The organism is Streptomyces sp. NBC_01334 (assembly GCF_035983595.1).
Classification (GTDB): Bacteria; Actinomycetota; Actinomycetes; order Streptomycetales; family Streptomycetaceae; genus Streptomyces; species Streptomyces coriariae.
The window spans coordinates 471,481-493,425 of the sequence record NZ_CP130718.1 but is presented as its reverse complement, the minus strand read 5'-3'; the positions used below and the strand labels follow the sequence as shown (position 1 = coordinate 493,425).

Below are 21,945 nucleotides of genomic sequence, written 5' to 3'. Positions count from 1 at the left end.
CCCGCTCCTGGCGCGTGCTGCGTCAAGTGGCCCGTGACGCCGGTGACTTCGAGAAGGCGGGTGACGTGGGTGGGCCGGTGGTGCAGATGCCCCGCCCCCTGGGCTTCCTCGATGCCGCGACCGACACCCTGCCCGCAGTCGCGCAGCTGATCGGCCAGGATGTCCAGACCCAGGCGCAGGCCGCCCGCGGGCACCCGGCGGGCGGTGAGGATGTCCGCGGTCCAGGTCGTGAACGTCGTGAACAGGGCGGCGTCGTCGACGTAGAGGGCGGTGGCCAGGAAGTCCACGATGTGGGCGAGGTCCTCGGCGGTCCGTTCGCGCTGCGCCGGGGTGTAGGACCGCATGGCCGGCCAGCGTTCCTCCATGGCGGCCAGCGACTGCCGGACCAGGCCGGTACGGTTCTGCCTGATGAAGGTGTATTCCTGATCGGCGAGATGGGGCAGGTCGTCGATCTGCTGCCGCTGCTGCGCCCGATGCCCGGTCAGCCCTGAGCCAGGAGGTCCGCGGCCGCGCGGGCGTCGGGGGCCCAGGCATCGGCCTGGATGAGGCGGGCGTAGCGGCCGTCCGCGGCGAAGGCCAGGCGGGCCGGTCACCTCGGTTCAGCTCGCGGTGGTGGCGTCCCGACCGCCGGCGTCGTGCAGCCGGCCGCGCAGCGTCGCGGCGAAGTCCTCGGCACGCTCCAGCTGGGTGCGCAGGGTGAGCACCCGCTGCTGCGCGGCCTCCTCGAAGCCACGCACCCGCTCCAGCAACTCCTCCCGCTCTTCGGGCCGCGGCTCCTCGTCGGCGTCGAGACGGTCGGTGGCCTCCAGCAGCGAGCGCATCTCGTCCAGGGTGAAGCCGAGCGGCTTCATGCGGCGGATGACCATCAGGCGGGCGACGTCGGCTTCGGTGTAGAGACGGAAGCCGCCCCGGGAGCGGGCCGAAGGGGCGACGAGGCCGGTCTCGTCGTAGTGCCTGATGGTGCGTAGCGACAACTCGGTCGCCGCGGCGACCTCGCCGATCTGCATGCGCTTGGCGTCCACGTCCTCGAGCCGGCCCTTCTCGTCGTCGGCAGGGCCGCGTCCCAGTCCGGCCCGCCGATCCCTACTCTAACGTCAGGGTAGAGTTGCCCTCGGTGAGGGTCAGGCTGAAGCCGTTCTCCCTCGTGCGCGGTGCGGGCCTCCAGGTCCGGCCGCTGCCGTGTCGGGGCCGATGGCGCCCCCGGCGAAGAATTCAGAGTCCTGCGGGAGAGGCGCGTGCGCGAGTCCATGGTGTCCGGAGCCGCCGCCTGTCCGCCGTGACCCTTCGGCCGTCACCCTTCGCCCCTGATCAGAGTCCTGCCCGATCAGAGGCCCGACGCCCGCTCGCGCGTGCCCGTCGGCGCTGCTTTCGACTTCCGGCCCTCCAGCGGGCCGAGCGCGGAGCCCGCCCGGCCTCCGCACCGTCCTCCACGCGCCCCGCCCTGCCCCCAGGGAGGTGCCCGAGCACGACAGGTAGCTGTTTCGTTGTCCTCTTCCGTACTGTCCTCCGCCGCACGGCTGAACGGCCTCAAGCCCGACTGGATACGTGACCCGAAGGTCTGGCGCACCGAGGTGCTGGGCGGCCTGGTGGTGGCACTCGCGCTGATCCCCGAGGCGATCTCCTTCTCCGTCATCGCCGGGGTCGACCCCGCGATCGGACTGTTCGCCTCCTTCACCATGGCCGTCACCATCGCCGTCGTCGGCGGCCGACGGGCGATGATCTCCGCCGCCACCGGTGCCGTCGCCCTCGTCATCGCGCCCCTCAACCGCGAGCACGGCCTCGGCTACCTCGTCGCCGCGGTCATCCTGGCCGGTGTCTTCCAGGTGATCCTGGGCGCGCTCGGGGTGGCGAAGCTGATGCGCTTCGTGCCCCGCTCGGTGATGGTCGGCTTCGTCAACTCCCTCGCCATCCTCATCTTCATGGCGCAGGTGCCGGAGATGAGCGGCGTGCCGTGGCCGGTGTATCCGCTGATCGCGGCCGGGTTGGCGCTGATGGTGTTCTTCCCGAAGGTCACCAGCGTCGTCCCGGCCCCGCTGGTGTCGATCGCCGTCCTGACCGTCGTCACACTGGCTGCCGGGATCGCCGTGCCGACGGTGGGCGACAAGGGCGAACTGCCGTCCTCGCTGCCGGTGCCGGGCCTGCCGGACGTCCCGTTCACCCTGGACACGCTGACGACGATCGCGCCGTACGCCTTCGCGATGGCGCTGGTCGGCCTGATGGAGTCGCTGATGACGGCCAAGCTCGTCGACGACATCACCGAAACCCACTCCTCCAAGACCCGCGAGTCCATCGGCCAGGGCATCGCCAACATCGTCACCGGCTTCTTCGGCGGCATGGGCGGCTGCGCCATGATCGGCCAGACGATGATCAACGTGAAGGTGTCGGGCGCCCGTACCCGCCTGTCCACGTTCCTGGCCGGCGCGTTCCTGATGGTGTGGTGCATCGTGTTCGGACCGATCGTCTCCGACATCCCCATGGCCGCCCTGGTCGCCGTGATGGTCATGGTGTCGTTCGCGACGTTCGACTGGCACTCCGTCGCCCCGAAGACGCTCAAGCGGATGCCCGCCGGGGAGATCGCCGTCATGGTGATCACCGTCGCCTGCGTGGTCGCCACCCACAACCTCGCCATCGGCGTCGTCGTCGGCTCGATCACCGCCATGGCCGTCTTCGCCAAGCGCGTCGCCCACATCGCCGAGGTCACCGCCGTCACGGACCCCGACCGCACCACCGTCGTCTACCGGGTGACCGGCGAGCTGTTCTTCGCCTCCTCCAACGACCTCGTCGGCCGGTTCGACTACGCCACCGACCCCGACCGGGTCGTCATCGACCTGTCCGGCGCCCACATCTGGGACGCCTCCTCCGTCGCCGCCCTGGACACCGTCGAGACCAGGTACGCCCAGCGCGGCAAGACCGTGGAGATCACCGGCCTCAACGAACCCAGCGCTCACCTCCACGCAAAGCTCAGCGGCGAATTGTCAGCCGGACACTGACCGAATTCCCCCTCCGGCCGCCCCCGGTCCCGCGCCGACCGGGAGCGGCCTCCGTATGCACGGCTGCCGCCGACTGCGTGCCCGCCCGCCGCCGGCCGCGCGTACGGCCGGCCGAACCGCGGCCACCTGGGCATCAGCCGCCGTACGGGCCGAGACCGGCGGCACGAGGCACATGCCGCAACCGATCATCACCCCCTACTCTTCAGCTGGTTGACACAACCACCGACAGAGGATCAAGACGGGGGAAGGCACCATGACATATCGGCGCGCGGTGATACCGGCACTGGTCGGAGGCCTGCTGATCACGCTGTTGCTGTGGTGGGCGGGGGCGAGCATGCAGGCACTCCAACTGCGCGGCACCACCAGCGTCTTCGACATCCAGTCCGTGACCGAACTCCGGCGATGGCTCGCACCCTGGTCGTACGACCTGCCGACGGGGTCGCTGTCGGACGGCGCCGCGGGCGGAGACACGGCCTCGACCGGAGACACCCGGTACAGCGATCTGTACGGCACCGCCATGCAGATCAGGTTCGTGACGCTCTTCGTGTTCTTCCTGGCCGGCGCGCTGCTCCTGGTCCACAGGATTCCGCCGACGCAGGGCCGCACACCCGCCACGCTGCTCGCGGTGTGGGCCTGGGCTCCCGTGGCCGCGACCCTGGCCGTGACGGTCTCCGCGCCATGGCTGATCGCGTCCCGGGGCCACGGCAGCTACCGGTTCCTGCCCCAGCTGGCGGGCGTGATCGCGTCGAGCGGGCCGGTCACGGTGTTCGCGGGGCTGTTGACCGCCCTGGCCACGGTGCTCGTCGCGCGTGTCACCATCAAGGGCGCTGAGCCACAGCCCCGGCAGAGTGTGCTGCCGCGCGCCGCCCGCCTGGCCGCGAGTGTCGGGACCGCGGTGGTCGCGCTGTCGCTGGTGATCCTCTCGTACCAGTCGGTGGCGGCCTGGATCCAGACGTCCTTCGGCGGCGGAGGCCTGCTCTCCGAGCCCGGCGACCTGCTGCGTCAGTGGCTGCTGCTCGGCGCGTGGACGGGCCCGGCGACCGGACCGCTCGGCGACTGGCTGCTGTACCGAGCCGTCGACGTGCTCATGCTGGTCGTGGTGTGGTGGGCGCTGCGGCTGCTGCCCGGCCTGCTGACCCGGACCACGGCCCCCGCGACGGTGGTGGGCGCGGTCTGCGCAACGGTGTGGGGACTGCTGGCGAGCCAGGTGCTGCACATGGCGATCGACGACACCGTCGACGTGTGGGGTCCCGTGTACCTGTTCTCGAAGCTCGGCACCGGCATCCCGGCCGCCCTCACCTTCGGCATCCTGGCGGGATCGGCGGCCCTGGTGACACTGAGGCTGGCCGGGGCCGGGACACCGGCGAGTCCCCCGGTGAAGCAGGCCAGTGAAGTGAGCCGGTGAAGTGAGGGGGCCTACTTGCGGAGCCAGAAGCCGGATCGTTCCAGCCACAGGGTCAGCAGGGCGGCGTCCCCGTACACCTCGACGGACGGGTCGGCCGGGGTGCGGCGCCCGTACAGCAGCAGCACGAGGTCGGTGAGCGGGGCGCGTACCGCCACCGCGGCCTTCTGGTGGGCGTGGCTCCAGGTGATCGGCTCACCCGTGAGGTCCACCAGCCACTCGGCCTGACGGACGTCGGTCGCGTGCAGGTGCAGCGTGCGGCCCGGGCCGGTGAGCGGCGGGGCGTCCGGCCCGGCGGCCTCCAGGACCCGGGGCAGTGACCCGAAGCCCATCCACTCGTCCAGGGCGTCCCGGGCCAGGTCCTCGCGCACGACGAAGGAGGCGTCCGTGACGAAGGCGGCGTCGGCGGCGTGCAGGGTCGTCTCGTGGGTCATCCTCCGGGCCCAGAAGCGCGCGGTGCCGCTCGGGGCGACCGTCCACACGGGGGCGTCGGGACCGGCGTCGAGCAGAGCGCCGGTCAGCTCCGCGGCGCCCTCGTCGAGCCAGGCGTCCAGAGCGGCGGGGGTCTCCGGGCCGGGGGAGAAGACGTCGTCGACCAGGTCGTGGGGGACCGGCCCGGTGGCCCGGGTACGGACGATCCGCGCCGCCCAGCGGTGGGTGCCGCCGACGTGCCGGGCGAGCTGGGTGAGGGACCAACCGGGACAGGTGGGAACGGGAGTGCCCGCCGGGCCTGCCTCGGCGCACCGCACGGCGGCGCGCAACTCGTCGGCCCGGGAGCTGATTTCGGAACAGTATGCGTCGAGGCTCACGTCATTCACTCGGACACCGTAGGACGCACGCAGGGAGTCCGTGTCGGATCCGGTCACCGTGCCGGTCCCTCACTCCGGCGCGTTCCGCCGCCCCCGACGACGACCGGCCCGCGTCGTTCGTCAGGTCTCCGTCCACCCTGCCCCCGTAGGCCCGTAGGCCCGTAGGCCCGTAGGCCCGTAGGCCCGTAGGCCCGTAGGCCCGTGGGCCGCTCAGGGTCTGGCGACCCGCACGGTGAGCGGATTGTTGAAGTAGCCGGAGGCGGACTGCTGTTCGTGGAAGCTCTCGCCCGGGCCGCCGCCGTAGACGCGGAAGAACCAGGCACGACCGGTGTGATCCTCGAAGTCCTCCTGGAGCCTGCGCCGCGGGAGTCCTTGGATGTCCTTGATGGCCGGATCCGTGCACAGCCTGCGCATCACGTCGTCGAACTTCTTCTTGAACGCCTGCTGGTCGTCGGTCTCCTGCAGCGCGCTGACGGTGCTGAACCAGCCGCCGGACTTCTTGGCCCGCTGGTAGAGCGTGTCGTACAGCTCCTCACGCGCGACCCGGTCGAAGTCGTTGCGGGCGTAGTTCTCCAGCGTCACCCGGCAGCTGCCGTCCAGGGAGGAGGCGACGACAGCCGCGAAGTGATAGCCCCAGACGTTGTCGCCGCGGGCCGCGGGCGGCTGCACGGAGTGGTCGTGCTGGTCCTCGGCGGCCATGCTGAAGATCGCGAACCCCTCACCGACGCCGGGCGCCGCGTGCTGATTGACACCCAGGCGGGCGGCGGTCCCGTCGCGTCCGCCGTTCCTGACGGCCTCGCCGTACACCCGTCCGTTGTCCGGCGCCGCCCGGTCCCTGGCCCCGGCCGCGTCGACCGCCCCGGGCACGTCCAGGCCGCCGTCGGGTGAGGAGGCGATCTGCCCGGCGAGGCTGCTGATGCGTGGATCGCTGTCGGAGCCGGGGGTGATGTCGAAGCCTCCGGCGCCGCCACCCAGCACCACCCGGCTCGTCTTGTCCCGGCTGGAGCCCATCAGTTTGCAGGCCACCGTGATGCAGGTGCTGCGCACCAGCGAGACGAACTCCTCGCTCGCCGACTGCTGCGCCTGCTGCGCGAGCACGGGCTGTACCCGGGTGAGCCGCCGACCGCCGACGGTGATGCTCCTGCCCTGGAGAGCGAGCCGCACGATGCTGCCCGAAGCGTCCAGGGAGGCGTTGGCGTTGTCGACGACCTGCTGGACGGCGTAGAACTCCTTCGGCTCGTCCTTGTCGAGCACGGCGAGCGTGCCGTCGTTCGCGACGCGCAGCCCCGCTTCGGCCGGTTTGACCTCACGGGCGGGGAACCGGATGCGCTCCGGTACGCCAGGAGGGCCGAGGGTGGCACCGCTGCCGGCCACCACCCGGGCATCCTGTTCCTGCTCCATGAAGTGCGGGCCCCTGTCGCCCTCCTCACGGTGTGTCGCGTAACTGCCGCCGGGAACGGTGCCGATCCGCTGGACGACGTGGCGCGCGGAGCCGGTGGGGCCGCTGCCGCGCGCGCTGTCCACGGCGCCCACCGTCCGGCTCAGCGCTGCGTTGCCCGCGCTCTGTTGCAGCGCGGCGATGGTGTCCGCGCCGGCTCGGGTGGCGAGCCCTCGGCCGGAAAGGTCGGCCCAGACACGGGCGGCCACGCCGGGTGCCGCGGGTACTGCCGAACGCCGGGCAGGCTGCTGTCCGGCATGGGCGGACGTCCGGTCCTGTTCTGCTGCTCTGCGCACCATGTCCGTCTGTCCGTGTGTTTCCTCTTCAGGTGCCGGTCACGTGACACATCCCCGTTCCGGGGTGTCTCGTCGGCGTCGTACCGATCAGCGTGGACCGGCCGGGTAATCCGTCTCAAGGACTGCGGGGCAGCCTGCGGGGAAGACCTCCGTGGCCTTTCGAGCACAGCCACGTCCGTCCTGGCCTGGCCCGCAGTTGCGCGTAGGGCCTGCTGTGGTGGTGGCGGTGACCGCGGACCGTCGGCGTCGAGTGGGACCGGTGGTCTCGAGGACGTCGGAGGCCGCCGACGTGGCGGGAACCTCCTTCGGATCGCGCCGCCGCAGGAAGCGCGGCGGCGCGATCCGGCACCGGCGAAGGAGGGCGGGCCCTGGGACGGCTCGGGCGAGAGCGGAGCGGCCTTGGGGAAAGCGCCGGGTCGGACGCCTCGGCGGGCCGGTTCCGGGAGGCGGCCGGTCCATCGGAATGGGTTCTCCGGCAAGGATTCGGATAGCCCTTTCCGTTTTTGTGGAGACACGTTACCGCGAGAAATGGATAGGGCAATCCGATTGCTAGAGTGGTCGACATGACCCCTGGCGCTCAGCACCCAGACGTCCCCGCCGCCCAACCGCTGCGCAGCGACGCCGAGCGCAACCGGGAGCGCATCATCGCCGCCGCGCGCAAGGTGTTCGCCCGCGACGGTCTGAACGCCTCCATGGCCTCCGTGGCCCGCGAGGCGGGGGTGGGGATCGCCACCATGTTCCGCCGCTTCCCGAGCAAGGGCGAACTGGTGGACGCCGTCTTCTATGACCGGATGGACGCCTACGCCAACGCGGTCGCCACGGCCCTCGACGACCCCGACCCCTGGCACGGCTTCGTCGGTTACCTTCAGACCGCGTGTGGGATGCAGGCCGCCGACTACGGTTTCGCCGACCTCCTGACCTTGACCTTTCCCACTGCCAAGGGGTTGGAGCGGCGCCGCAACGAGGCATATGAGGGCATGGTCGAACTCATCGGCCGTGCCAAGGCGACGGGCCGCCTGCGCGAGGACTTCGACCCCTCGGACCTGGTTCTGATCCACATGGCCAATGCCGGCGTCGTCAACGCCACCGAGGGCGCGGCCCCCGACGCCTGGCGTCGCGTCGTCGCCCTGATGATCCAGTCCCTCGAGGCTCCCTCTCGGGGCCCCCTGCCCGACCCGGCCGGGCACGACGCCCTCCATCAGGCCATGCGCCGCGCCAACCCGGCGGGCGGCGTCGCACCCCGCCAGGGCAAGAACAGCTGACCACCGGAACGGCTGGGCGGCGGCGCGGTCGGCGTGATGACCGTCCCGGACGGCCGGCGGAGGGATAGGGGTATGACGGACTTCGACGTGTTCACCGACCTGCTGAATCCCGACATGTGCGTCGTGACGGCCGGGGCGGGTGGCGAGCGGGCGGGCTGCCTCGTGGGCTTCGCCTCCCAGTGCTCCATGCGGCCGGTGCGGTTCGTGGTGTGGCTGTCGAAGGTGAACCGGACCTATGGGGTGGCCTGCGCCGCCGAGTTCCTCGCCGTGCATCTGCTGACGCCCGAACAGTTCGCACTGGCCGACCTGTTCGGGGGCGAGACCGGCGACCGGGTGGACAAGTTCGCGCGGGCGCGCTGGTCGGAGGGGCACGGCGGTGCCGTAGTCCTCCGGGACGCGGCCGCGTGGTTCGTCGGCAGGATCGAGCAGCGGATCGATGCAGGGGACCACGTCGGTTTCGTCCTGGACCCGGTGAGGTCCGGTGCGCAGGGTGCGCCCGACGGCCGTCCGCTGCTGAGGCTCGCGGACGCCCTCACCATCGAACCGGGGCACCCGGTGGACTGACCTGCGTGCGGGTGCGGTCGCACCGGATGTCCGATGCCGTGCATGACCCCAGAATTGGCGTTATGTGTTGTTCATGCCGGATCGGAGGCGTTCATGAAGGACCTCAAGTTTGAGCAGAAGCGCTCGCTGTCACGTCTGGAGGCGGCCGACCAGCTCACGGCCCTCGCGGCTGCGCTGCGGGAGGGCGGGGATGTGGAACTGGAGTTCGGTCCTGGGACGCTGAGCCTGCGGATCCCCGACGACCTGCGCACCGAGATCGAGGTCGAGGTCGGCGACGGGGAGATCGAGCTGGAGTTCGAGTTCAAGTGGCCGACGGCACCGCCGCGGGCGGCCACGGCCACCAAAGGGGCCACGGCCACCAAGGAGGCCACCAGTCGGAAGAGAGCGCCCGCCAAACCCGGACGGAGCAGCACGGGCGCAGGCAGGAGCAGAACCGCGAAGACGGCCGCGACGAAGACGGCCGCGGCGAAGACGCCCTGAGCCGCGCCGAACCGGCCGGCGGGCCGTCACGGTGATTCGTGGTGGGCGAGAACTCGGCCGAGCAGAAGGGTCAGCGTCTGCCGGTCCTCGGGTGACAGCGGTGCGAGCAGGTCGTCCTGTACCTGATCCAGCACTTGATCCATGCGGTGCAGCTGCTCGACACCGCCCGGGGTGAGGGTCACCTTGTTGCGCCGTCCGTGCTCCGGGTCCGGCGCCCGGTCGACGAAGCCCTGCTCGACCAGTTGGTTGACGGCCGCCACGACGTCGCTGCGGTCGACGCGGCACCGGCGGCCCAGCTCGGCCTGGCTCGCGGGCCCGAACTCGTGCAGTGCCGCCAGGATGCGGTAGTGGTATCCGCGTGCCCCGGCGGCGGTGAAACCGCCGAACACGAGCCGGCGGGCGTGCACGGCCAGCTGGGTGATCAGCCAGCTCGGCTTCACGGTCAAGCGCTCGGGGATCTCGTCCATGACGGCCACCTTATAGGTGTTGGTGGGGCCAACACTCTGCCATAGTGTTGGTCCCACCAATGCTGGAGTAGCCCGTAGTGGCCCTCGACGGTCCTCGGGAGCCATCAAAGGAGATGTGGTGTCCGCAGCCGCTCAGACCGCCGATCGCGTCGAGATCGCCGAACTCTTCGCCCGCCTGGCCAACCTGCTCGACGAATGCCGACACGACGACGTCGCCACCGTCTACCACGACGACATCGTGGTGCGTGGGCCGAACGGCGAGCTGCGCGGCCTCGACGAAGTGACGGCCCTGTTGAAGCGAAGCCAGGTCGAGGGAGAGCACACCCAACACGTGCACGGTGACGTGCTGGTGGATGTCGACGGCGACCGCGCGAAGGCCACGGCGAACCAGCTCGTGTACTTCTACCGGGACGGCGAGCCGCCCCACCGGACGAGCGGCCTGCGCTCGGCCTGCACCGCCGTGCTGACCTCGGCGGGCTGGAGGTTCAGCGACATGCGGATCACGCTCGCCTGGACGCAGGGGACACCTCGGGTCGTGCCGGCCCCTGGCGCGGGTGAACCCGGCAGATGAGCGTCCGCCGAGCCGCCGATCCCCCGTCACGGTCCCTCGCTCGCGCGCGTCCTGGTCACCGCGACGGGTGCGCGTCGCGGTGCCGGCACTACCGGGCGAGCAGCCAGGACCGGCTGGTGGCGATGGTCTTGAGTTCTTCGGCCGTGATCAAGGGGGCGGCGCCGCTCTTCTTGGACGTCGGACTCGGAGCGTTGTAGGCGGAGACGGACATCCACAGCCCGTTCACCCGGAGTGCGTCGACCCGGAGCTGGACGACTCCCGGCTGCCGGCCGGGCAGTTGCCGGGTGCCCACCTTGGTGCCGTCGGACAGGGTCTCGTTCCACACTTCCTTGTCGCCGGCGATCCGGGTGGCTTCGATGTAGGTCCGCTTGCCGCTCTCGGAGTCGACGACCACGACATGGCCCTCCGCTCCGGTGCCACCCTCCGAGGACACGTGGAGGCGCTCGGGCAACAGGTCCTTGAGCAGGGGCAGGATGTCGCCCGGCTCGGCCTGGGAGCCGGGATCGGTCGTCCCCAGGGAGCCGGGCTCCCCGGCGGGGGTGAACGAGCCGTCGACGAACATGGCCAGGTAGCGCAGCTTGCCGGGGTTCATACGGGGGTCGCGGGTCACGGGTTCCGTGTCAGCGTTGATCGTCGACGCCACGTTGTGGGTGGCGACCTCGATGAGGTACCCGTTGGGCGAGAGCATCGTGACCGCCCATTTCTTGATCCCGCCCGCCTTGCCCGCCTCGGTGTACCCCTTCACGGCCCGGTTGTCGGGCTGTGTCGTGCACTCCTCGTACGGAGAATCCTCTTCGGGCGGGCAGGTGATCAGCTCCCTCAGGTCCTGCTCGGCCGGCTCCACCCGGCGCACCGAGAGCGTGACCCTCGCCGCGCTGAAGCCGTCCCCGAAGTCGATCGAGGCCGTCGCGGGTCGGCTCGCCCCGGAACTTCCCGTTGCCTGGAGCTTGGGGTGCAGGACGGCGATTCCGGAGCGGTCCATGCCGTTCCGGAGGATGTTCTCCATGTCCTCGGCGGTGACCGCGAAGTGTCCGTAGCCACCTTCCGGTGGCGGAGTGGAGGCCAGGCCGCCGACCTTGCCGTCATCGTCCTGGCCGCCGCCCAGCTGGACACCGGCCGTCGCCACGAGAACGACGGCCAGCGCACTCCCGGCCATGGCGGAGGCGCGGCGGCGGGCCAGCCTGCGGCGGCCGCGCATCAGGCTGCCTTCCGCCAGGGACCGCCTGTCGGCGGTGAAGGTGCCCGCCGTGTCGCGGAGTACCTTCCCGAGTTCGTCTTCGAAGGGCATACGGAACCACCAGTTCCTGTGTTGGTGCGGACGGGAGTGCGGAGCGATGAACGGGACGGGCCCTCGTCGGCCCGGATGTTCGCAGCGGTGGGGAAACGAACGGCAGGATGCCGGACCGGGTGGTCAGGCCGGGGTGATCAGTTCGGCGAGGCTGCCCCCGAGCCGTTCGCGGAGTTTCGCCAGCGCCCGGGTCGAGCGGGTGCGTACGGCCGCGGAGCTCACGTTCATCGCGTCTGCCGTGTCCTCCACGCTGCGGTCCTCCCAGTACCGCAGCACCACCACCGCCCGGTCCTTGGGCGGCAGTTCCCGCAGGGCCTGGAGCAGCGCGAGCCGCAGAGCCGGGTCGTCCGTGCTTCGGATCGCCGGGGCGTCCGGCAGGTCCGCCAGCGGGCGCTCGGCCGCGGAGTACCGCCGACGGTGTGTCAGGAAGGTACGGACGAGAACGGTCTGGGCGTACGCCGCAGGGTTGTCGATCCGGGACATCCGACCCCACAGGGTGTACATCCGGCTGAGCGTCTCCTGCACCAGATCCTCGGCGAGGTGAGTGTCTCCACTGGTGAGCAGGCATGCGGAGCGGAGCAGATGCCCGGCGCGTCCGGTGGCGAACTCCATGAACTCATCTGTCCGGGACGATGTCCGGGACCTTCTCATTCCCACCCCTCGGTGCCTTTCCGTTGGCCTACACCTCACAGACGCGGTGGACCGGCGCAAATGTTTCAGATGAGTTCGGCGAGCGTCCGGCGAGGTGTGCGAGGGGAGGGGCGAGTGGGTTTCGGGCGGGGCCCGGGTCGGTTTTGAGCGAGGTGGTGGAGGGTCGGGGGACGGAAGGAGCGCCGACGGCCGTAGGGAGGTGGGGACATGGGGAGCGAGGTCGCTCGGGATACGGTGGTGGCGCCCCTGCCTGCCGCCCGGCGTGCCGATGTGCATGGGGGCGGGTCAGGGTCTGGCGGAACGGCAGGGCCTGAGCGGGAGTTCCGGCCACCCGTCGTCGCGCAGCCCTCTGGCGGACCCCGTCAGCGTGTCCGGCGGATCCTGATCGGACCACGGGCCGTCGTCGGGTCGACGGGCTCTCCGCCCTGAGTGATCTCCACCAGACCCGCCCGGGACAGCCGTCGGGCCGCGGCACGCGTGGGCTCCATCAGCCGCCGCCACCCGGCGCCCGAACCGGGATGCACCGAGCGGGCGACCTCGGACGGGCAGACCGACGCGTCCGGCCGCCGCCGTCCCAGGAGGTCGAGGATGGCGCGTTCGAGCCGCTCGCCCTCGTCGGATGTCATGGGGCGGGCCTCCTCTCGGTGGCCGGGCCTCTCATCCCGAGCCGGTCGCTCCGGGCGCCGCGGACGGGGGTGCTTGAAAACAGGCGGTGACGCTCTTGCCGCGGGGGCAGGGATAGGCCTCCCATTTGTCGGCGAGGGCGTCGACCAGCAGCAGACCGCGCCCGCCGGGGGCGCTGGTGCCCGGATCACGCGGCTCGGGCAGCCGAGGCGAGTCGTCATGCACGGTGACGTGCAGGCACTCCTCGTCCCAGGTGAGGATCAGTTGCGCCGCGCTACGGGCATGCACGTGGGCGTTGGTGACCAGCTCGGACACCGCCAGCAGAATCGAGTCCACCAGATCCGGTGCCGTCCGCGACCAGCCGAGCGTGGCCACATGCGCACGCGTCCACTCCCTGGCGACCTTCACCCCGCTGCTCACCGGGAGCGAGCGCGCCCATCCGACAGCCTTCAACGGTGAGTCCTTCGCCATTCTCTCTCCTTGGGCCGACCAGCCGGGTCCATGTCCCGGGTGCCCGGAAACCCCAGGTCCAAGCCGGACACAAGGGGCGGGCACGGGCGGGCACGCGCGGTGCCGGGGCGTTGTGGGCCCCGGCAACCCGGCGGATCTGTTCAGCGCTGTGCCGGATCCCGTCGGCGGCGGATGGCGAAGGCCTCACGCCCCGGCTGTGTAGCGCAGGCCGTGGCCGAAGGGGTAGAGCGGGTCGGTGCTCTCCTGGGGCACGTCGGGGTGTCCGGCCTCGACCTCGGCCATGGAGCGGGGGAGTTGGAAGGGCAGCGAGCCCTCCGGCGCGGCACGGCCGAACAGAAGGTCGAGCAGGGCGCGGTCACCGGTGCCGTACACGGCGAGGAGTGCCGCCGAGCGGTCGGCGATCTCGGGGATGACGGCCGGGCGTTCCAGGTGGATCGCCACGACGGTGGGTACGGCGTCGAGCAGGCGGAGGATCTCCTCGAGGCGCTCCTCGGGGAAGTCGAGACGGCCGGCGTGGAAGAAGGACTCGAACAGTCCGGGCCGGGGTTCGTACGGCGTGGTCAGGCGCAGCACCGCGAGGTCGGCCTCGGCGGGGTCGGCGACGAGGTCGGCGTACTCGGCGGCCGTCGTCGGATCGACACCCTCGACGTAGAGACGGGGCCTGCCGGACAGGGGCAGCGGCCCGCTCTTGAGCAGGGTGGCCGAGCGGCGCTGGGCGACCTCGCCGGCGGCGTGGAAGTCGGCGTGGCCGACGATCTCCTCGGCGGCGTCGGGATCGACGTAGCGCCGGTCGTCGAACAGGCCCAGGCGGAACTTCTCGCCGAGCAGCCGGACCACGGAGGCGTCGAGTCGCGACTCCTCGAGCCGGCCCGTGCGCACCAGGTCCACGATCAGTTCGGGGCAGGACTCGCCGCCGACCTGGTCGGCGCCCGCCTGCAGGATCCTCAGCAGCCGCTCGGCGGGGGAGAGGTCCTCCACGCCCCAGGCCCGCGCCAGGTGCGGCTCGCCCATGACCAACTGGTCGGTGACCAGGCCCCAGTCGGTGCAGACGATGCCGTCGAAGCCCAGCTTCTCGCGCAGCAGCCCGGTGATGATGCCGCGGTTGAAGCCGAAGCCGACCTCCTCGTGCTCGGTGCCGACGGGCATGCCGTAGTACGGCATGACCTGGGTGGCGCCCGCGGCGATGGCGGCCCTGAAGGGCTTGAGGTGGTAGTCGAAGAAGCCGCCGGGGTAGATCTGCTCCTTGCCGTAGGGGAAGTGCGGGTCCTCGCCGTCCTTCTGCGGTCCGCCGCCGGGGAAGTGCTTGACCATCGCGGCGACGCTGTCGGCGCCGAGGCCGTCGCCCGGTCCGCTCAGTCCCTCGATGTAGGCGGCGACGAGTCGTGACGTCAGATCGGCGTCCTCGCCGAACGTGCCCGAGCCGCGCGCCCAGCGGGGCTCGGTCGCCAGGTCGATCTGCGGGTGCAGGGCGACCCGCAGACCGACGGCCAGGTACTCGCGGCGGACGGTGTCCGCGTACCGCCGTACGAGTGCGGCGTCGCCGACGGCGGCGAGGCCCAGCGACTCCGGCCACTGGGAGAACGGGCCGGCCAGCATCGCGGTGCCCGGGTTGTCGGTGAAGGCGTGGCGGGGGTCGGTGGAGAGGGTGACCGGGATGCCGAGGCGGGTGTCGGCGGCCAGCTGCTGGACATGGTTGTGCAGGTCGGCCATCTGGCGCGGACTGCCGGCTCCGAGCAGGTTGAAGTGGGACATCAGGCTCTCGGACATCATCTCCTCGGCGGTGCGCCCGGCGGGTGCGGGCCGGTCGCCGATACCGATGACGTGGTGGAAGAGCAGTCCGGCCTTCTCCTCGACGGTCATGCGCGCGAGCAGGTCGGCCACGCGCTCGGTGACGCTGTTCCGGGGGTCCTGGTACGGGTGGGTCACTGCGTGCTCCATGGGTGGGGGTTCGCGGGTGGGGGAGTACGGGGCGGCGCGGGGCCGGGGTCGGCGGCCGGCGGGGCAGCGGCGGCGAGGCGCCGTGCGGGGGCGGCCGCGCGTACGACGGTCTCTGTGCCGCTGCGGCCGTACGTCACTTCTGTGGCTGTAGCCGGGGCTGTTGCTGCGGAAGCGGGGTGTGGAAGGTGTGCCGTCCGGGTCCTGCGGTCACGGGTTCGGCGCCCGGCAGGTCGACCAGGGCGGAGGTGTCCGGCGGCACGAGGAGGTCCAGCAGAAGAAGGTCGCCCTCGACGCGCCAGGCGGTCTCGGCCCGGCCGTACGGAGTCTCGTGCGCGGCGCGGGCCCAGGTGAGGCCCCCGCCCGGGCGGGGACGGACCAGAAGCCGGCGGTAACCGGGTTCGGCGGGCGCCAGACCGGCGACGGTGCGGTGCATCCAGTCGGCGATCGCTCCGAGGGCGTAGTGGTTGAAGGAGGTCATCTCGCCGGGATTGACGCTGCCGTCGGGAAGCATGCTGTCCCAGCGCTCCCAGACGGTCGTGGCGCCCATGTCCACCTGGTACAGCCAGGACGGGCCGGAGCGCTGCGTCAGCAGCCCGAAGGCGGTGTCCACGTGCCCGGTGTCGGTGAGCGCGTCGCACACCAGCGGGGTGCCGAGGAACCCGGTGCCGATGCGGTGGTCTCCCGACGCCACGAGGTCCGCAAGCCGGAGTCCGGCCTCGGCGCGTTCGGCGTCGTCCAGCAGTCGGAAGCACAGGGCGAGGGCGTACGCGGTCTGGGTCTCCTCCACCAGCTGCCCGCCCCCGGCATGGAAACGGTGCCGGAAGGCCTCGCGTACCGAGTCGGCCAGGGCGCCGTAGTGCTCGGCGTCGTCCTTCTCCGCCAGCACGTGGGCGGTACGGGCCAGCAGCCGGGCCGAGTGCGCGAAGTACGCGGTGGCGACCAGGCTGGAGGAGGTCGTCGACCGTCCGGGGTCGTCGGCGGGTGCGGCCGGGTCCAGCCAGTCGCCGAACTGGAAGCCCTCACCCCAGATCCGGCCGTCCCCGGCGAGGCGGTCGACTGCGTCGACCCAGTCGCGCATCGAGGCGTACTGGGCGCGCAGCACCTCGGTGTCGCCGTAGCGCTCGTACAGCACCCAGGGGACGATCACGGCCGCGTCGCACCACCCGGCCATCGGCGGATTGCCCGGCGGGATCGGGACGGGGGTGATCACCGGAACGGCCGGGCTGAACACCGGGGGGACGCCCCGCTCGTCGTCACGCTGGTCGGCGGCCAGATCGCACAGCCAGGAGCGCAGGAACGCGCGGACGTCGTAGAGGAAGGCGGCGGTGGGGGCGAAGACCTGCACGTCACCGGTCCAGCCGAGCCGTTCGTCGCGCTGCGGACAGTCGGTGGGGACGTCGAGGAAGTTGCCGCGCATCCCCCACACCACGTTCTCGTGCAGCCGGTTCAGCGAGGCGTCGGAGCAGGAGAACCAACCGGTGGGGCGCAGGTCGCTGTGCAGGACCACGGCGTTCACGTCGGCCGGGGCAGGCTCGCCGGGCCAGGCGTCGATCTCGGCGTATCGGAAGCCGTGGAAGGTGAAGCGGGGTTCCCACACCTCGCCGTCCGCGTCGCCGCGCAGGGTGTAACGGTCGGTGGCGGTGGCGTGCCGCAGCGGACGGGTGCACAGCTCGCCGTCCTCCAGGACCTCCGCATGCCGCAGGGTGACGGTTCGGCCCGCCTCGCCCCGGACGCGGATACGGAGCCGTCCGACCAGGTTCTGGCCGAAGTCGACGAGGGTGCGGCCGGTGGGGGAGGTGGTGACGGCCACGGGGGCGACTGACTCGATACGGCGCACCGGCGGGCTGTCGGCCTCGAAGAGCGCGGAGGTGTCGAACGGCAGGAGTCGCACCGGCGTCCAGGCCGAGTCGTCGAAGCCGGGCTCGCTCCACCCGGCCTGCTCGTGGCGCGCGTCGTACTCCTCGCCCTCGTACAGACCCGCCGCGGTCACGGGCCCGGCGCTCCAGCGCCAGTCCCCGCCCGTGGTGACGGTGTGGGCGGTGCCGTCGGCGTACTCGATCCGCAGCTCGGCGAGCAGGCCCGTGTCCTCGCCGTAGATGTTCCGGGTGCCGCCGTTGAAGCCGAGCAGCCCTCGGTACCAGCCGTCCGCCAGGTGTGCCCCCCAGGCGTTGGCCCCCTCGCGCAGCAGGTCCGTCACGTCGAAGACCTGGTAGCGATGCCGGTGCCGGTAGCTCGTCCAGCCGGGGGCGAGGACGTGGTCGCCCACCACGGCGCCGTTGAGTTCCAGTTCGTACACGCCGAGCGCGGTGACGGAGAGCCGGGCCGCTCCGACCGCTGCCCGCACGGTGAACTCGCCGCGCAGCAGAGCGGCCGGCCGGGCCGCGGTGGCGGACGGCTGTGCCGGTCGGGAGGGGGAGATGACGCGGGCGGTCCAGGGGTGGGGCATGTCGAGTCCTCGGCGCCGTGGGCATGGGTGTCGGGTGGGTGGGGTCCCGTGGGACGGAGATGAGCAGGCTCGATCATGCGCGCCAAAACCTAGTGAATGCTAGGTGTTGGCCTGTATGACGTGAATCACATGGCATAAACAGGCATGGGCATGACATGTCAGGCGCCGATGCGGGGTCGCCGATGGTGGTCCTCGCTGTGAGTGAAGGCGCCGTGGGTGAGTGCGCTGCGTGTGAGGGTGCTGTGCGTGAGGGCTCGCCCCGTGTTGCCCTGTCCGGGCGGCCCTACAGCCCCTGCCCGTCGGCGGAGATGGAGCGCATCAGGCGGTCCAGGTGGGCGTGCATCACCGGGATGAGGTCGAAGGAGCGGCCGGAGGCGAGCCACTGCTGTCGCAGTCCGGCGTCGACGGCGGCGCATTCGCGCGCGATGCCGTCGTGGTCCAGGTCGGGCAGGAGTTCGCCGTTGTGGCTTCCGGCGCGCAGCCGCTCCGCGAGCTCCTTCACGCCCTTCTCCTGCCAGTGGGCGAAGAAGTCGTGGGCCGGATGGTCCGGTGCGGTCGCCTCGGCGGAGACCACGACGGCGAGCTCCACCATGCCCGGCATGGTGAGCGTCTCCGCGGTGTCCTCCACATGGCAGCGGAACGCGTCCCGCACCGACTCCGACACTCGCTGCCACTGGGTGTCCATGCGGTCGTGCCAGTGCTCGACCACGGCCAGCAGGAGCTGCTGCTTGTCGCGGAAGTGGTGCAGCAGTCCGGCGTCGGTGATCTCGGCGTCACGGGCGATCCGGGCGAGGGAGGTCTTGCGGTAGCCGTCCTGCCCGAAGCGCAGCAGGGCCGCCTCGAGGATCTGGGTGCGTCGTGCCCGGCCTGCCGTGTAGCCGCCGCGCGGTCCCCTGGGTGTCGCCATGGAGGAAACGGTACCGGGGTGCTGTGAGGCGTCCGTGGCGGGCGGGGAGTGCCTCGGGTGCGTGTGACATGGGTCACTCTGCGAACACCTAGTAAGCACTAGGTGTTCGGGTCATCATCGACGTCACGCGACGACGGATTGCCACGCCGTCACCTCCCGGTGAGCGACGTGTCACGGCGGGTTCGATCCTCCGCGCACCCCCACAGCTCCTCTCACTCCCTTCGGCACCTCCGTGAAAGGAGGGCTGGCATGACACCGACGTCGCCAAGCCCCTCGCTCGACATCGCGCCGTCCGCCAAGACCGGCGGTGGCTGGAACCTCCGCCTGGTCGCGGTGCTGATCGCGCTCGCCTGGCCCACCCAGCTGCTGGCCGCCGGGGGCATCCTCGGCGCCAACGCCACCGCGAGTGTCGCGCAGAGCTTCCACACCACCCAGGTGGCGTGGTTCGGTCTCACGCTCACCCTGGTGACCACCCTGCTGACACCGTTCGCCATCAAGCTGGGCGACCTGTACGGCAGGAAGCGCGTCATGCTCGCCATGATGGCGCTGGGTGCCGGCGGCGAGGCGCTGGCCGCCCTGGCCGGAGACTTCTGGCTGGTGCTGGTCGGCCGCGCGATCGCCGGCTTCTACGGCCCGTTCGGCGCGCTCTCCTTCGCCGCGGTGCGCGACATCTTCCCGCGTCGGCTGGTCAAGTCGGCCAGCGGCATGATCGGCAGCAGCGTCGGACTGGTCGCCCTCGGCACCCCCTTCCTCGCGGGACGGCTCGTCGACCACTGGGGCTACCGCGGCGCCCTGTGGTTCCTCGCCGCCGCCACCGCCGTCGCGTTCCTGCTGGTCGCCCTCGTGGTACCGGAGACGCCGCGGCACGCCTTCGACTCGGGCTTCGACTGGACGGGCGGACTGGTCCTCGGCGGCGGTCTCACAGCCGTGATCTACGCCGTCGGCCAGGGCCAGAGTTGGGGCTGGACGGACGTCCGCACGCTCGGCTGGCTCGGTGCCGGCGCCGCCGCCCTGATCGCGTTCCTGTTCGTCGAGCGGGCCAGCGACCACCCCATCCTCGACCTGACGGTGCTGCGCCGACGCCCCGTGGCCCTGGCGCTCACGGCCGGCGGCCTCGCCCAGACCGTCGCGTTCACGATGCCGGGACTGGCCATTCTGCTCGCCCTCTTCCCGCACATCCCCGGTGTCTCGGCCGGACTGGGATGGACGGCGCAGCACAATGCCGTGGTCAGCGTGAGCTGGAACCTGGTGATGTTCGGGACCGGCATCCTCGTCAGCCGCTTCCTGCGCAGGCTGGACCCGCGCAAGGTCTGGATCGGTGGCCTGACGGTGATGGCGGTCGGCTACGCGCTCGTCGGCTTCTTCCACGGCAACGAGCTGGAACTCTCCCTGACGTCCTGCGTCGCCAACATCGGTGCCGGTGTCGTGGTGGCGGGAGCGCCGGTGCTCGTGGTCGGCGTCGTCTCCCGTGACGAACAGGGGCTGGGCAGCGGCATGCTCAACATGCTGATCAGCCTGTTCGGCGCCATCGTCACCGCCGGTGCGTACGCCCTCCTCAGCGCCCACAGCACCGTGGTCGACGGCACCGCCTTCTACCAGGACGCCGGTTACGCCTGGGTCTTCTGGCTCGGCGCCCTCGTCACGCTCCTGGCCCTGGCGCTCTCCCTGTTCATCCCGCCGCTGCGTGATCCCGAGACCGAGGACGCGGTGGACGCGGTGGCCGTCTGAGCGGGCCGGACGCCCACCCCCGCCCTGCCCCTCACCCCGCCCGCGACCGACCACCAGAAAGTCACGCCGTGCAGCTGCCCGTCCGCCCGGTCCTCCCCGGATTCCATCCCGACCCCAGCGTCTGCCGGGTGGGAGACGTGTACTACCTCGCCAACTCCAGCTTCGAATACGCACCGGGCGTGCCGATCCACCGGTCGACCGACCTGCGCACCTGGGAGCACGTCGGCCACGCGCTCGACAGGCCGTCGCAGCTGCCGCTGGAGGGGGTGTCGGCCTCGGGAGGCATCCTGGCGCCGACGCTTCGCCATCACGACGGCCGCTTCTGGATGATCAGCACCCTTCTGGTGGGCGAGCCGAGGATGTTCCTGGTCACCGCCGAAGACGCGGCCGGCCCCTGGTCGGACCCGGTGTGGATCCCCGACGCGCTGGGCATCGACCCCGACCTCGCCTGGGACGACGACGCCTGCCTGCTGACCTGGACCCGCTTCGGCGAGGGGATCGTGCAGGCCGTGCTGGATCCGCGGACCGGCTCCCTGCTCACCGAGCGTCGGCGGCTGTGGCAGGGGACGGGCGGCAAGTTCCCCGAGGGTCCCCACCTGTACCGCATCGGCGCGTTCTGGTACCTGCTCATCGCCGAGGGCGGCACCGAACGCGGTCACGCCGTCACCATCGCCCGGGGGCCCTCACCGTCCGGCCCCTTCGAGGCGTGCCCCGGCAATCCGATCCTCACCGCGCGCGGCAGCGACGCCCCCGTCCAGAGCACCGGTCACGCGGATCTCGTGCGGCGTCCCGACGGTACCTGGGCGATGGTCTACCTGGGTGTGCGGCCGCGCGGCAGCAGCCCCGAGTGGCACGTACTCGGCCGGGAGACCTTCGCCTGCGAGGTGCGCTGGAGTGAGGGCTGGCCCGGCACGGCCGCACCGATCCAACCGGACGTCGCACCGGAGCTCACCGAGCACCTGAGGGAAGCGGGGCAGCCCCTGCCGCCGTCCTGGGTGGCGCCCGGCGCGTTCCCCGCCGACGTGCTGAAGGGGACGGACCACGGCCTGCGACTGACCGCGACGGCCGGCCCGGCCTTCGTGGGCCGCCGCCAGGAACACCTCTACCTGCGGGCGCGGGCAACGGTGGTCACCGACGGGAAGGCCGGGGGACCCGGCGGATCCGGAGGGCTGGAGCTGCGGATCGACGCCCGTCACGCCGTACGCGTCGAAGTGGCGGACGGCCGAGTGCGTGCCGTCGCCCGGATCGGCGCGGCGCACGCGGTGCTGGGAGAAGCCGTCGCCACGGAGGCCGCCGCAGGCGGGACGACCCTCGAACTGCGCGTCGTACCGCACAGCGCCGCCTCGCCCTTCGGCACCGACATGGGGCCCGACGAGGTCGTGGCCGGCCTCCACGGCACGGAGGGATTCCGGGAACTCGGCCGCATCGACGGCCGGTACCTCTCGACCGAGGTCGCCGCGGGCATGACGGGCCGTACGGTCGGACTCACCTGCTCCGCGGGCGAGGTGCTGTTCCGGTCGTTCACCTACAGCGGCGCCGACGACCCGGAGGCACTGGACGGAGGGTGAGAGCGGTCCCCGTTCGGGGAACGCGGAGGACGAGCGGAGCGTTCG

The 21,945-nt window shown here is 71.5% G+C and carries 19 protein-coding genes and 1 pseudogene; 8 read left to right on the top strand and 12 right to left on the bottom strand.

Annotation, left to right across the window (positions count from 1 at the left end):
• Window positions 1-137: 137 nt before the first annotated feature.
• Together OG736_RS02235 and OG736_RS02230 are read right to left on the bottom strand one after the other, a co-directional pair.
• Window positions 138-577: pseudogene (locus OG736_RS02235) on the bottom strand (cobalamin-binding protein); the annotation flags it as partial.
• A gap of 22 nt (window positions 578-599) precedes the next feature.
• A complete protein-coding gene (locus OG736_RS02230; protein WP_327187491.1) occupies window positions 600-1,007 on the bottom strand; it encodes a MerR family transcriptional regulator in 408 nt (135 codons plus the stop codon).
• Between the two features lie 492 nt (window positions 1,008-1,499).
• Here OG736_RS02230 and OG736_RS02225 point away from each other — a divergent pair, with 492 nt between their 5' ends.
• The gene (locus OG736_RS02225) at window positions 1,500-2,990 is read left to right on the top strand and encodes a SulP family inorganic anion transporter (protein WP_327187490.1); all 1,491 of its coding nucleotides are present in this window, start codon (window positions 1,500-1,502) and stop codon (window positions 2,988-2,990) included.
• Between the two features lie 253 nt (window positions 2,991-3,243).
• Window positions 3,244-4,395: a hypothetical protein gene (locus OG736_RS02220; protein WP_327180864.1), complete on the top strand. Its 1,152-nt coding sequence runs from the start codon at window positions 3,244-3,246 to the stop codon at window positions 4,393-4,395.
• 11 nt (window positions 4,396-4,406) lie between these two features.
• Here OG736_RS02220 and OG736_RS02215 read toward each other — a convergent pair whose 3' ends face one another.
• Window positions 4,407-5,210 carry a maleylpyruvate isomerase family mycothiol-dependent enzyme gene (locus OG736_RS02215; protein ID WP_327180863.1) on the bottom strand — a complete coding sequence of 268 codons (804 nt, stop codon included), beginning with the start codon at window positions 5,208-5,210 and terminating at the stop codon, window positions 4,407-4,409.
• 201 nt (window positions 5,211-5,411) lie between these two features.
• Window positions 5,412-6,938, bottom strand: coding sequence for a hypothetical protein (locus OG736_RS02210; protein ID WP_327180862.1), 1,527 nt, complete (start codon window positions 6,936-6,938; stop codon window positions 5,412-5,414).
• Window positions 6,939-7,498: 560 nt separating this feature from the next.
• Here OG736_RS02210 and OG736_RS02205 point away from each other — a divergent pair.
• The 3 genes from OG736_RS02205 (at window position 7,499) to OG736_RS02195 (ending at window position 9,241) form a co-directional block, all read left to right on the top strand.
• Window positions 7,499-8,197, top strand: coding sequence for a TetR/AcrR family transcriptional regulator (locus tag OG736_RS02205; RefSeq protein WP_327180861.1), 699 nt, complete (start codon window positions 7,499-7,501; stop codon window positions 8,195-8,197).
• 72 nt (window positions 8,198-8,269) lie between these two features.
• Window positions 8,270-8,761 (top strand): flavin reductase family protein, encoded by a 492-nt coding sequence (locus OG736_RS02200; RefSeq protein ID WP_327180860.1) that lies wholly within the window; start codon window positions 8,270-8,272, stop codon window positions 8,759-8,761.
• 93 nt (window positions 8,762-8,854) lie between these two features.
• Window positions 8,855-9,241, top strand: coding sequence for an amphi-Trp domain-containing protein (locus OG736_RS02195; protein WP_327180859.1), 387 nt, complete (start codon window positions 8,855-8,857; stop codon window positions 9,239-9,241).
• A gap of 26 nt (window positions 9,242-9,267) precedes the next feature.
• Here OG736_RS02195 and OG736_RS02190 read toward each other — a convergent pair whose 3' ends face one another.
• Window positions 9,268-9,708 (bottom strand): MarR family winged helix-turn-helix transcriptional regulator, encoded by a 441-nt coding sequence (locus tag OG736_RS02190; RefSeq protein ID WP_327180858.1) that lies wholly within the window; start codon window positions 9,706-9,708, stop codon window positions 9,268-9,270.
• 118 nt (window positions 9,709-9,826) lie between these two features.
• Between OG736_RS02190 and OG736_RS02185 the strand changes: the two genes are divergently transcribed.
• Window positions 9,827-10,279, top strand: a complete 453-nt coding sequence (locus OG736_RS02185; protein ID WP_327180857.1) for a nuclear transport factor 2 family protein — start codon at window positions 9,827-9,829, stop codon at window positions 10,277-10,279.
• Between the two features lie 88 nt (window positions 10,280-10,367).
• Here the strand turns inward: OG736_RS02185 and OG736_RS02180 are convergent, their stop codons facing one another.
• From OG736_RS02180 to OG736_RS02150, 7 genes are all read right to left on the bottom strand, one after another.
• Window positions 10,368-11,567: a hypothetical protein gene (locus OG736_RS02180; RefSeq protein WP_327180856.1), complete on the bottom strand. Its 1,200-nt coding sequence runs from the start codon at window positions 11,565-11,567 to the stop codon at window positions 10,368-10,370.
• A 123-nt stretch (window positions 11,568-11,690) separates the two neighbouring features.
• Entirely contained in the window at window positions 11,691-12,218 is a 528-nt protein-coding gene (locus OG736_RS02175) for a SigE family RNA polymerase sigma factor (protein WP_327180855.1), read from the bottom strand.
• A gap of 362 nt (window positions 12,219-12,580) precedes the next feature.
• Window positions 12,581-12,844, bottom strand: coding sequence for a DUF3253 domain-containing protein (locus OG736_RS02170; RefSeq protein ID WP_327180854.1), 264 nt, complete (start codon window positions 12,842-12,844; stop codon window positions 12,581-12,583).
• A 31-nt stretch (window positions 12,845-12,875) separates the two neighbouring features.
• Complete coding sequence (locus OG736_RS02165) at window positions 12,876-13,313, bottom strand: ATP-binding protein (RefSeq protein ID WP_327180853.1); 438 nt, start codon at window positions 13,311-13,313, stop codon at window positions 12,876-12,878.
• Between the two features lie 183 nt (window positions 13,314-13,496).
• A complete protein-coding gene (locus OG736_RS02160; protein ID WP_327180852.1) occupies window positions 13,497-15,251 on the bottom strand; it encodes a glycoside hydrolase family 3 protein in 1,755 nt (584 codons plus the stop codon).
• A gap of 133 nt (window positions 15,252-15,384) precedes the next feature.
• Window positions 15,385-17,697: a family 78 glycoside hydrolase catalytic domain gene (locus OG736_RS02155; RefSeq protein WP_327180851.1), complete on the bottom strand. Its 2,313-nt coding sequence runs from the start codon at window positions 17,695-17,697 to the stop codon at window positions 15,385-15,387.
• Between the two features lie 283 nt (window positions 17,698-17,980).
• Window positions 17,981-18,604, bottom strand: coding sequence for a TetR/AcrR family transcriptional regulator (locus OG736_RS02150; protein ID WP_327180850.1), 624 nt, complete (start codon window positions 18,602-18,604; stop codon window positions 17,981-17,983).
• A 249-nt stretch (window positions 18,605-18,853) separates the two neighbouring features.
• Between OG736_RS02150 and OG736_RS02145 the strand changes: the two genes are divergently transcribed.
• Together OG736_RS02145 and OG736_RS02140 are read left to right on the top strand one after the other, a co-directional pair.
• Window positions 18,854-20,332, top strand: a complete 1,479-nt coding sequence (locus OG736_RS02145) for an MFS transporter (RefSeq protein WP_327180849.1) — start codon at window positions 18,854-18,856, stop codon at window positions 20,330-20,332.
• Window positions 20,333-20,400: 68 nt separating this feature from the next.
• Window positions 20,401-21,900 carry a glycoside hydrolase family 43 protein gene (locus OG736_RS02140; RefSeq protein WP_327180848.1) on the top strand — a complete coding sequence of 500 codons (1,500 nt, stop codon included), beginning with the start codon at window positions 20,401-20,403 and terminating at the stop codon, window positions 21,898-21,900.
• Window positions 21,901-21,945: the final 45 nt, after the last annotated feature.

Coding starts and splice junctions, on each gene's coding strand:
- OG736_RS02230 (WP_327187491.1), bottom strand. CDS start 1,007: ATGCAGATCGGCGAGGTCGCCGCGGCGACCGAGTTGTCGCTACGCACC.
- OG736_RS02220 (WP_327180864.1), top strand. CDS start 3,244: ATGACATATCGGCGCGCGGTGATACCGGCACTGGTCGGAGGCCTGCTG.
- OG736_RS02210 (WP_327180862.1), bottom strand. CDS start 6,938: ATGGTGCGCAGAGCAGCAGAACAGGACCGGACGTCCGCCCATGCCGGA.
- OG736_RS02205 (WP_327180861.1), top strand. CDS start 7,499: ATGACCCCTGGCGCTCAGCACCCAGACGTCCCCGCCGCCCAACCGCTG.
- OG736_RS02200 (WP_327180860.1), top strand. CDS start 8,270: ATGACGGACTTCGACGTGTTCACCGACCTGCTGAATCCCGACATGTGC.
- OG736_RS02195 (WP_327180859.1), top strand. CDS start 8,855: ATGAAGGACCTCAAGTTTGAGCAGAAGCGCTCGCTGTCACGTCTGGAG.
- OG736_RS02190 (WP_327180858.1), bottom strand. CDS start 9,708: ATGGACGAGATCCCCGAGCGCTTGACCGTGAAGCCGAGCTGGCTGATC.
- OG736_RS02180 (WP_327180856.1), bottom strand. CDS start 11,567: ATGCCCTTCGAAGACGAACTCGGGAAGGTACTCCGCGACACGGCGGGC.
- OG736_RS02175 (WP_327180855.1), bottom strand. CDS start 12,218: ATGAGAAGGTCCCGGACATCGTCCCGGACAGATGAGTTCATGGAGTTC.
- OG736_RS02170 (WP_327180854.1), bottom strand. CDS start 12,844: ATGACATCCGACGAGGGCGAGCGGCTCGAACGCGCCATCCTCGACCTC.
- OG736_RS02165 (WP_327180853.1), bottom strand. CDS start 13,313: ATGGCGAAGGACTCACCGTTGAAGGCTGTCGGATGGGCGCGCTCGCTC.
- OG736_RS02160 (WP_327180852.1), bottom strand. CDS start 15,251: ATGGAGCACGCAGTGACCCACCCGTACCAGGACCCCCGGAACAGCGTC.
- OG736_RS02155 (WP_327180851.1), bottom strand. CDS start 17,697: ATGCCCCACCCCTGGACCGCCCGCGTCATCTCCCCCTCCCGACCGGCA.
- OG736_RS02150 (WP_327180850.1), bottom strand. CDS start 18,604: ATGGCGACACCCAGGGGACCGCGCGGCGGCTACACGGCAGGCCGGGCA.
- OG736_RS02145 (WP_327180849.1), top strand. CDS start 18,854: ATGACACCGACGTCGCCAAGCCCCTCGCTCGACATCGCGCCGTCCGCC.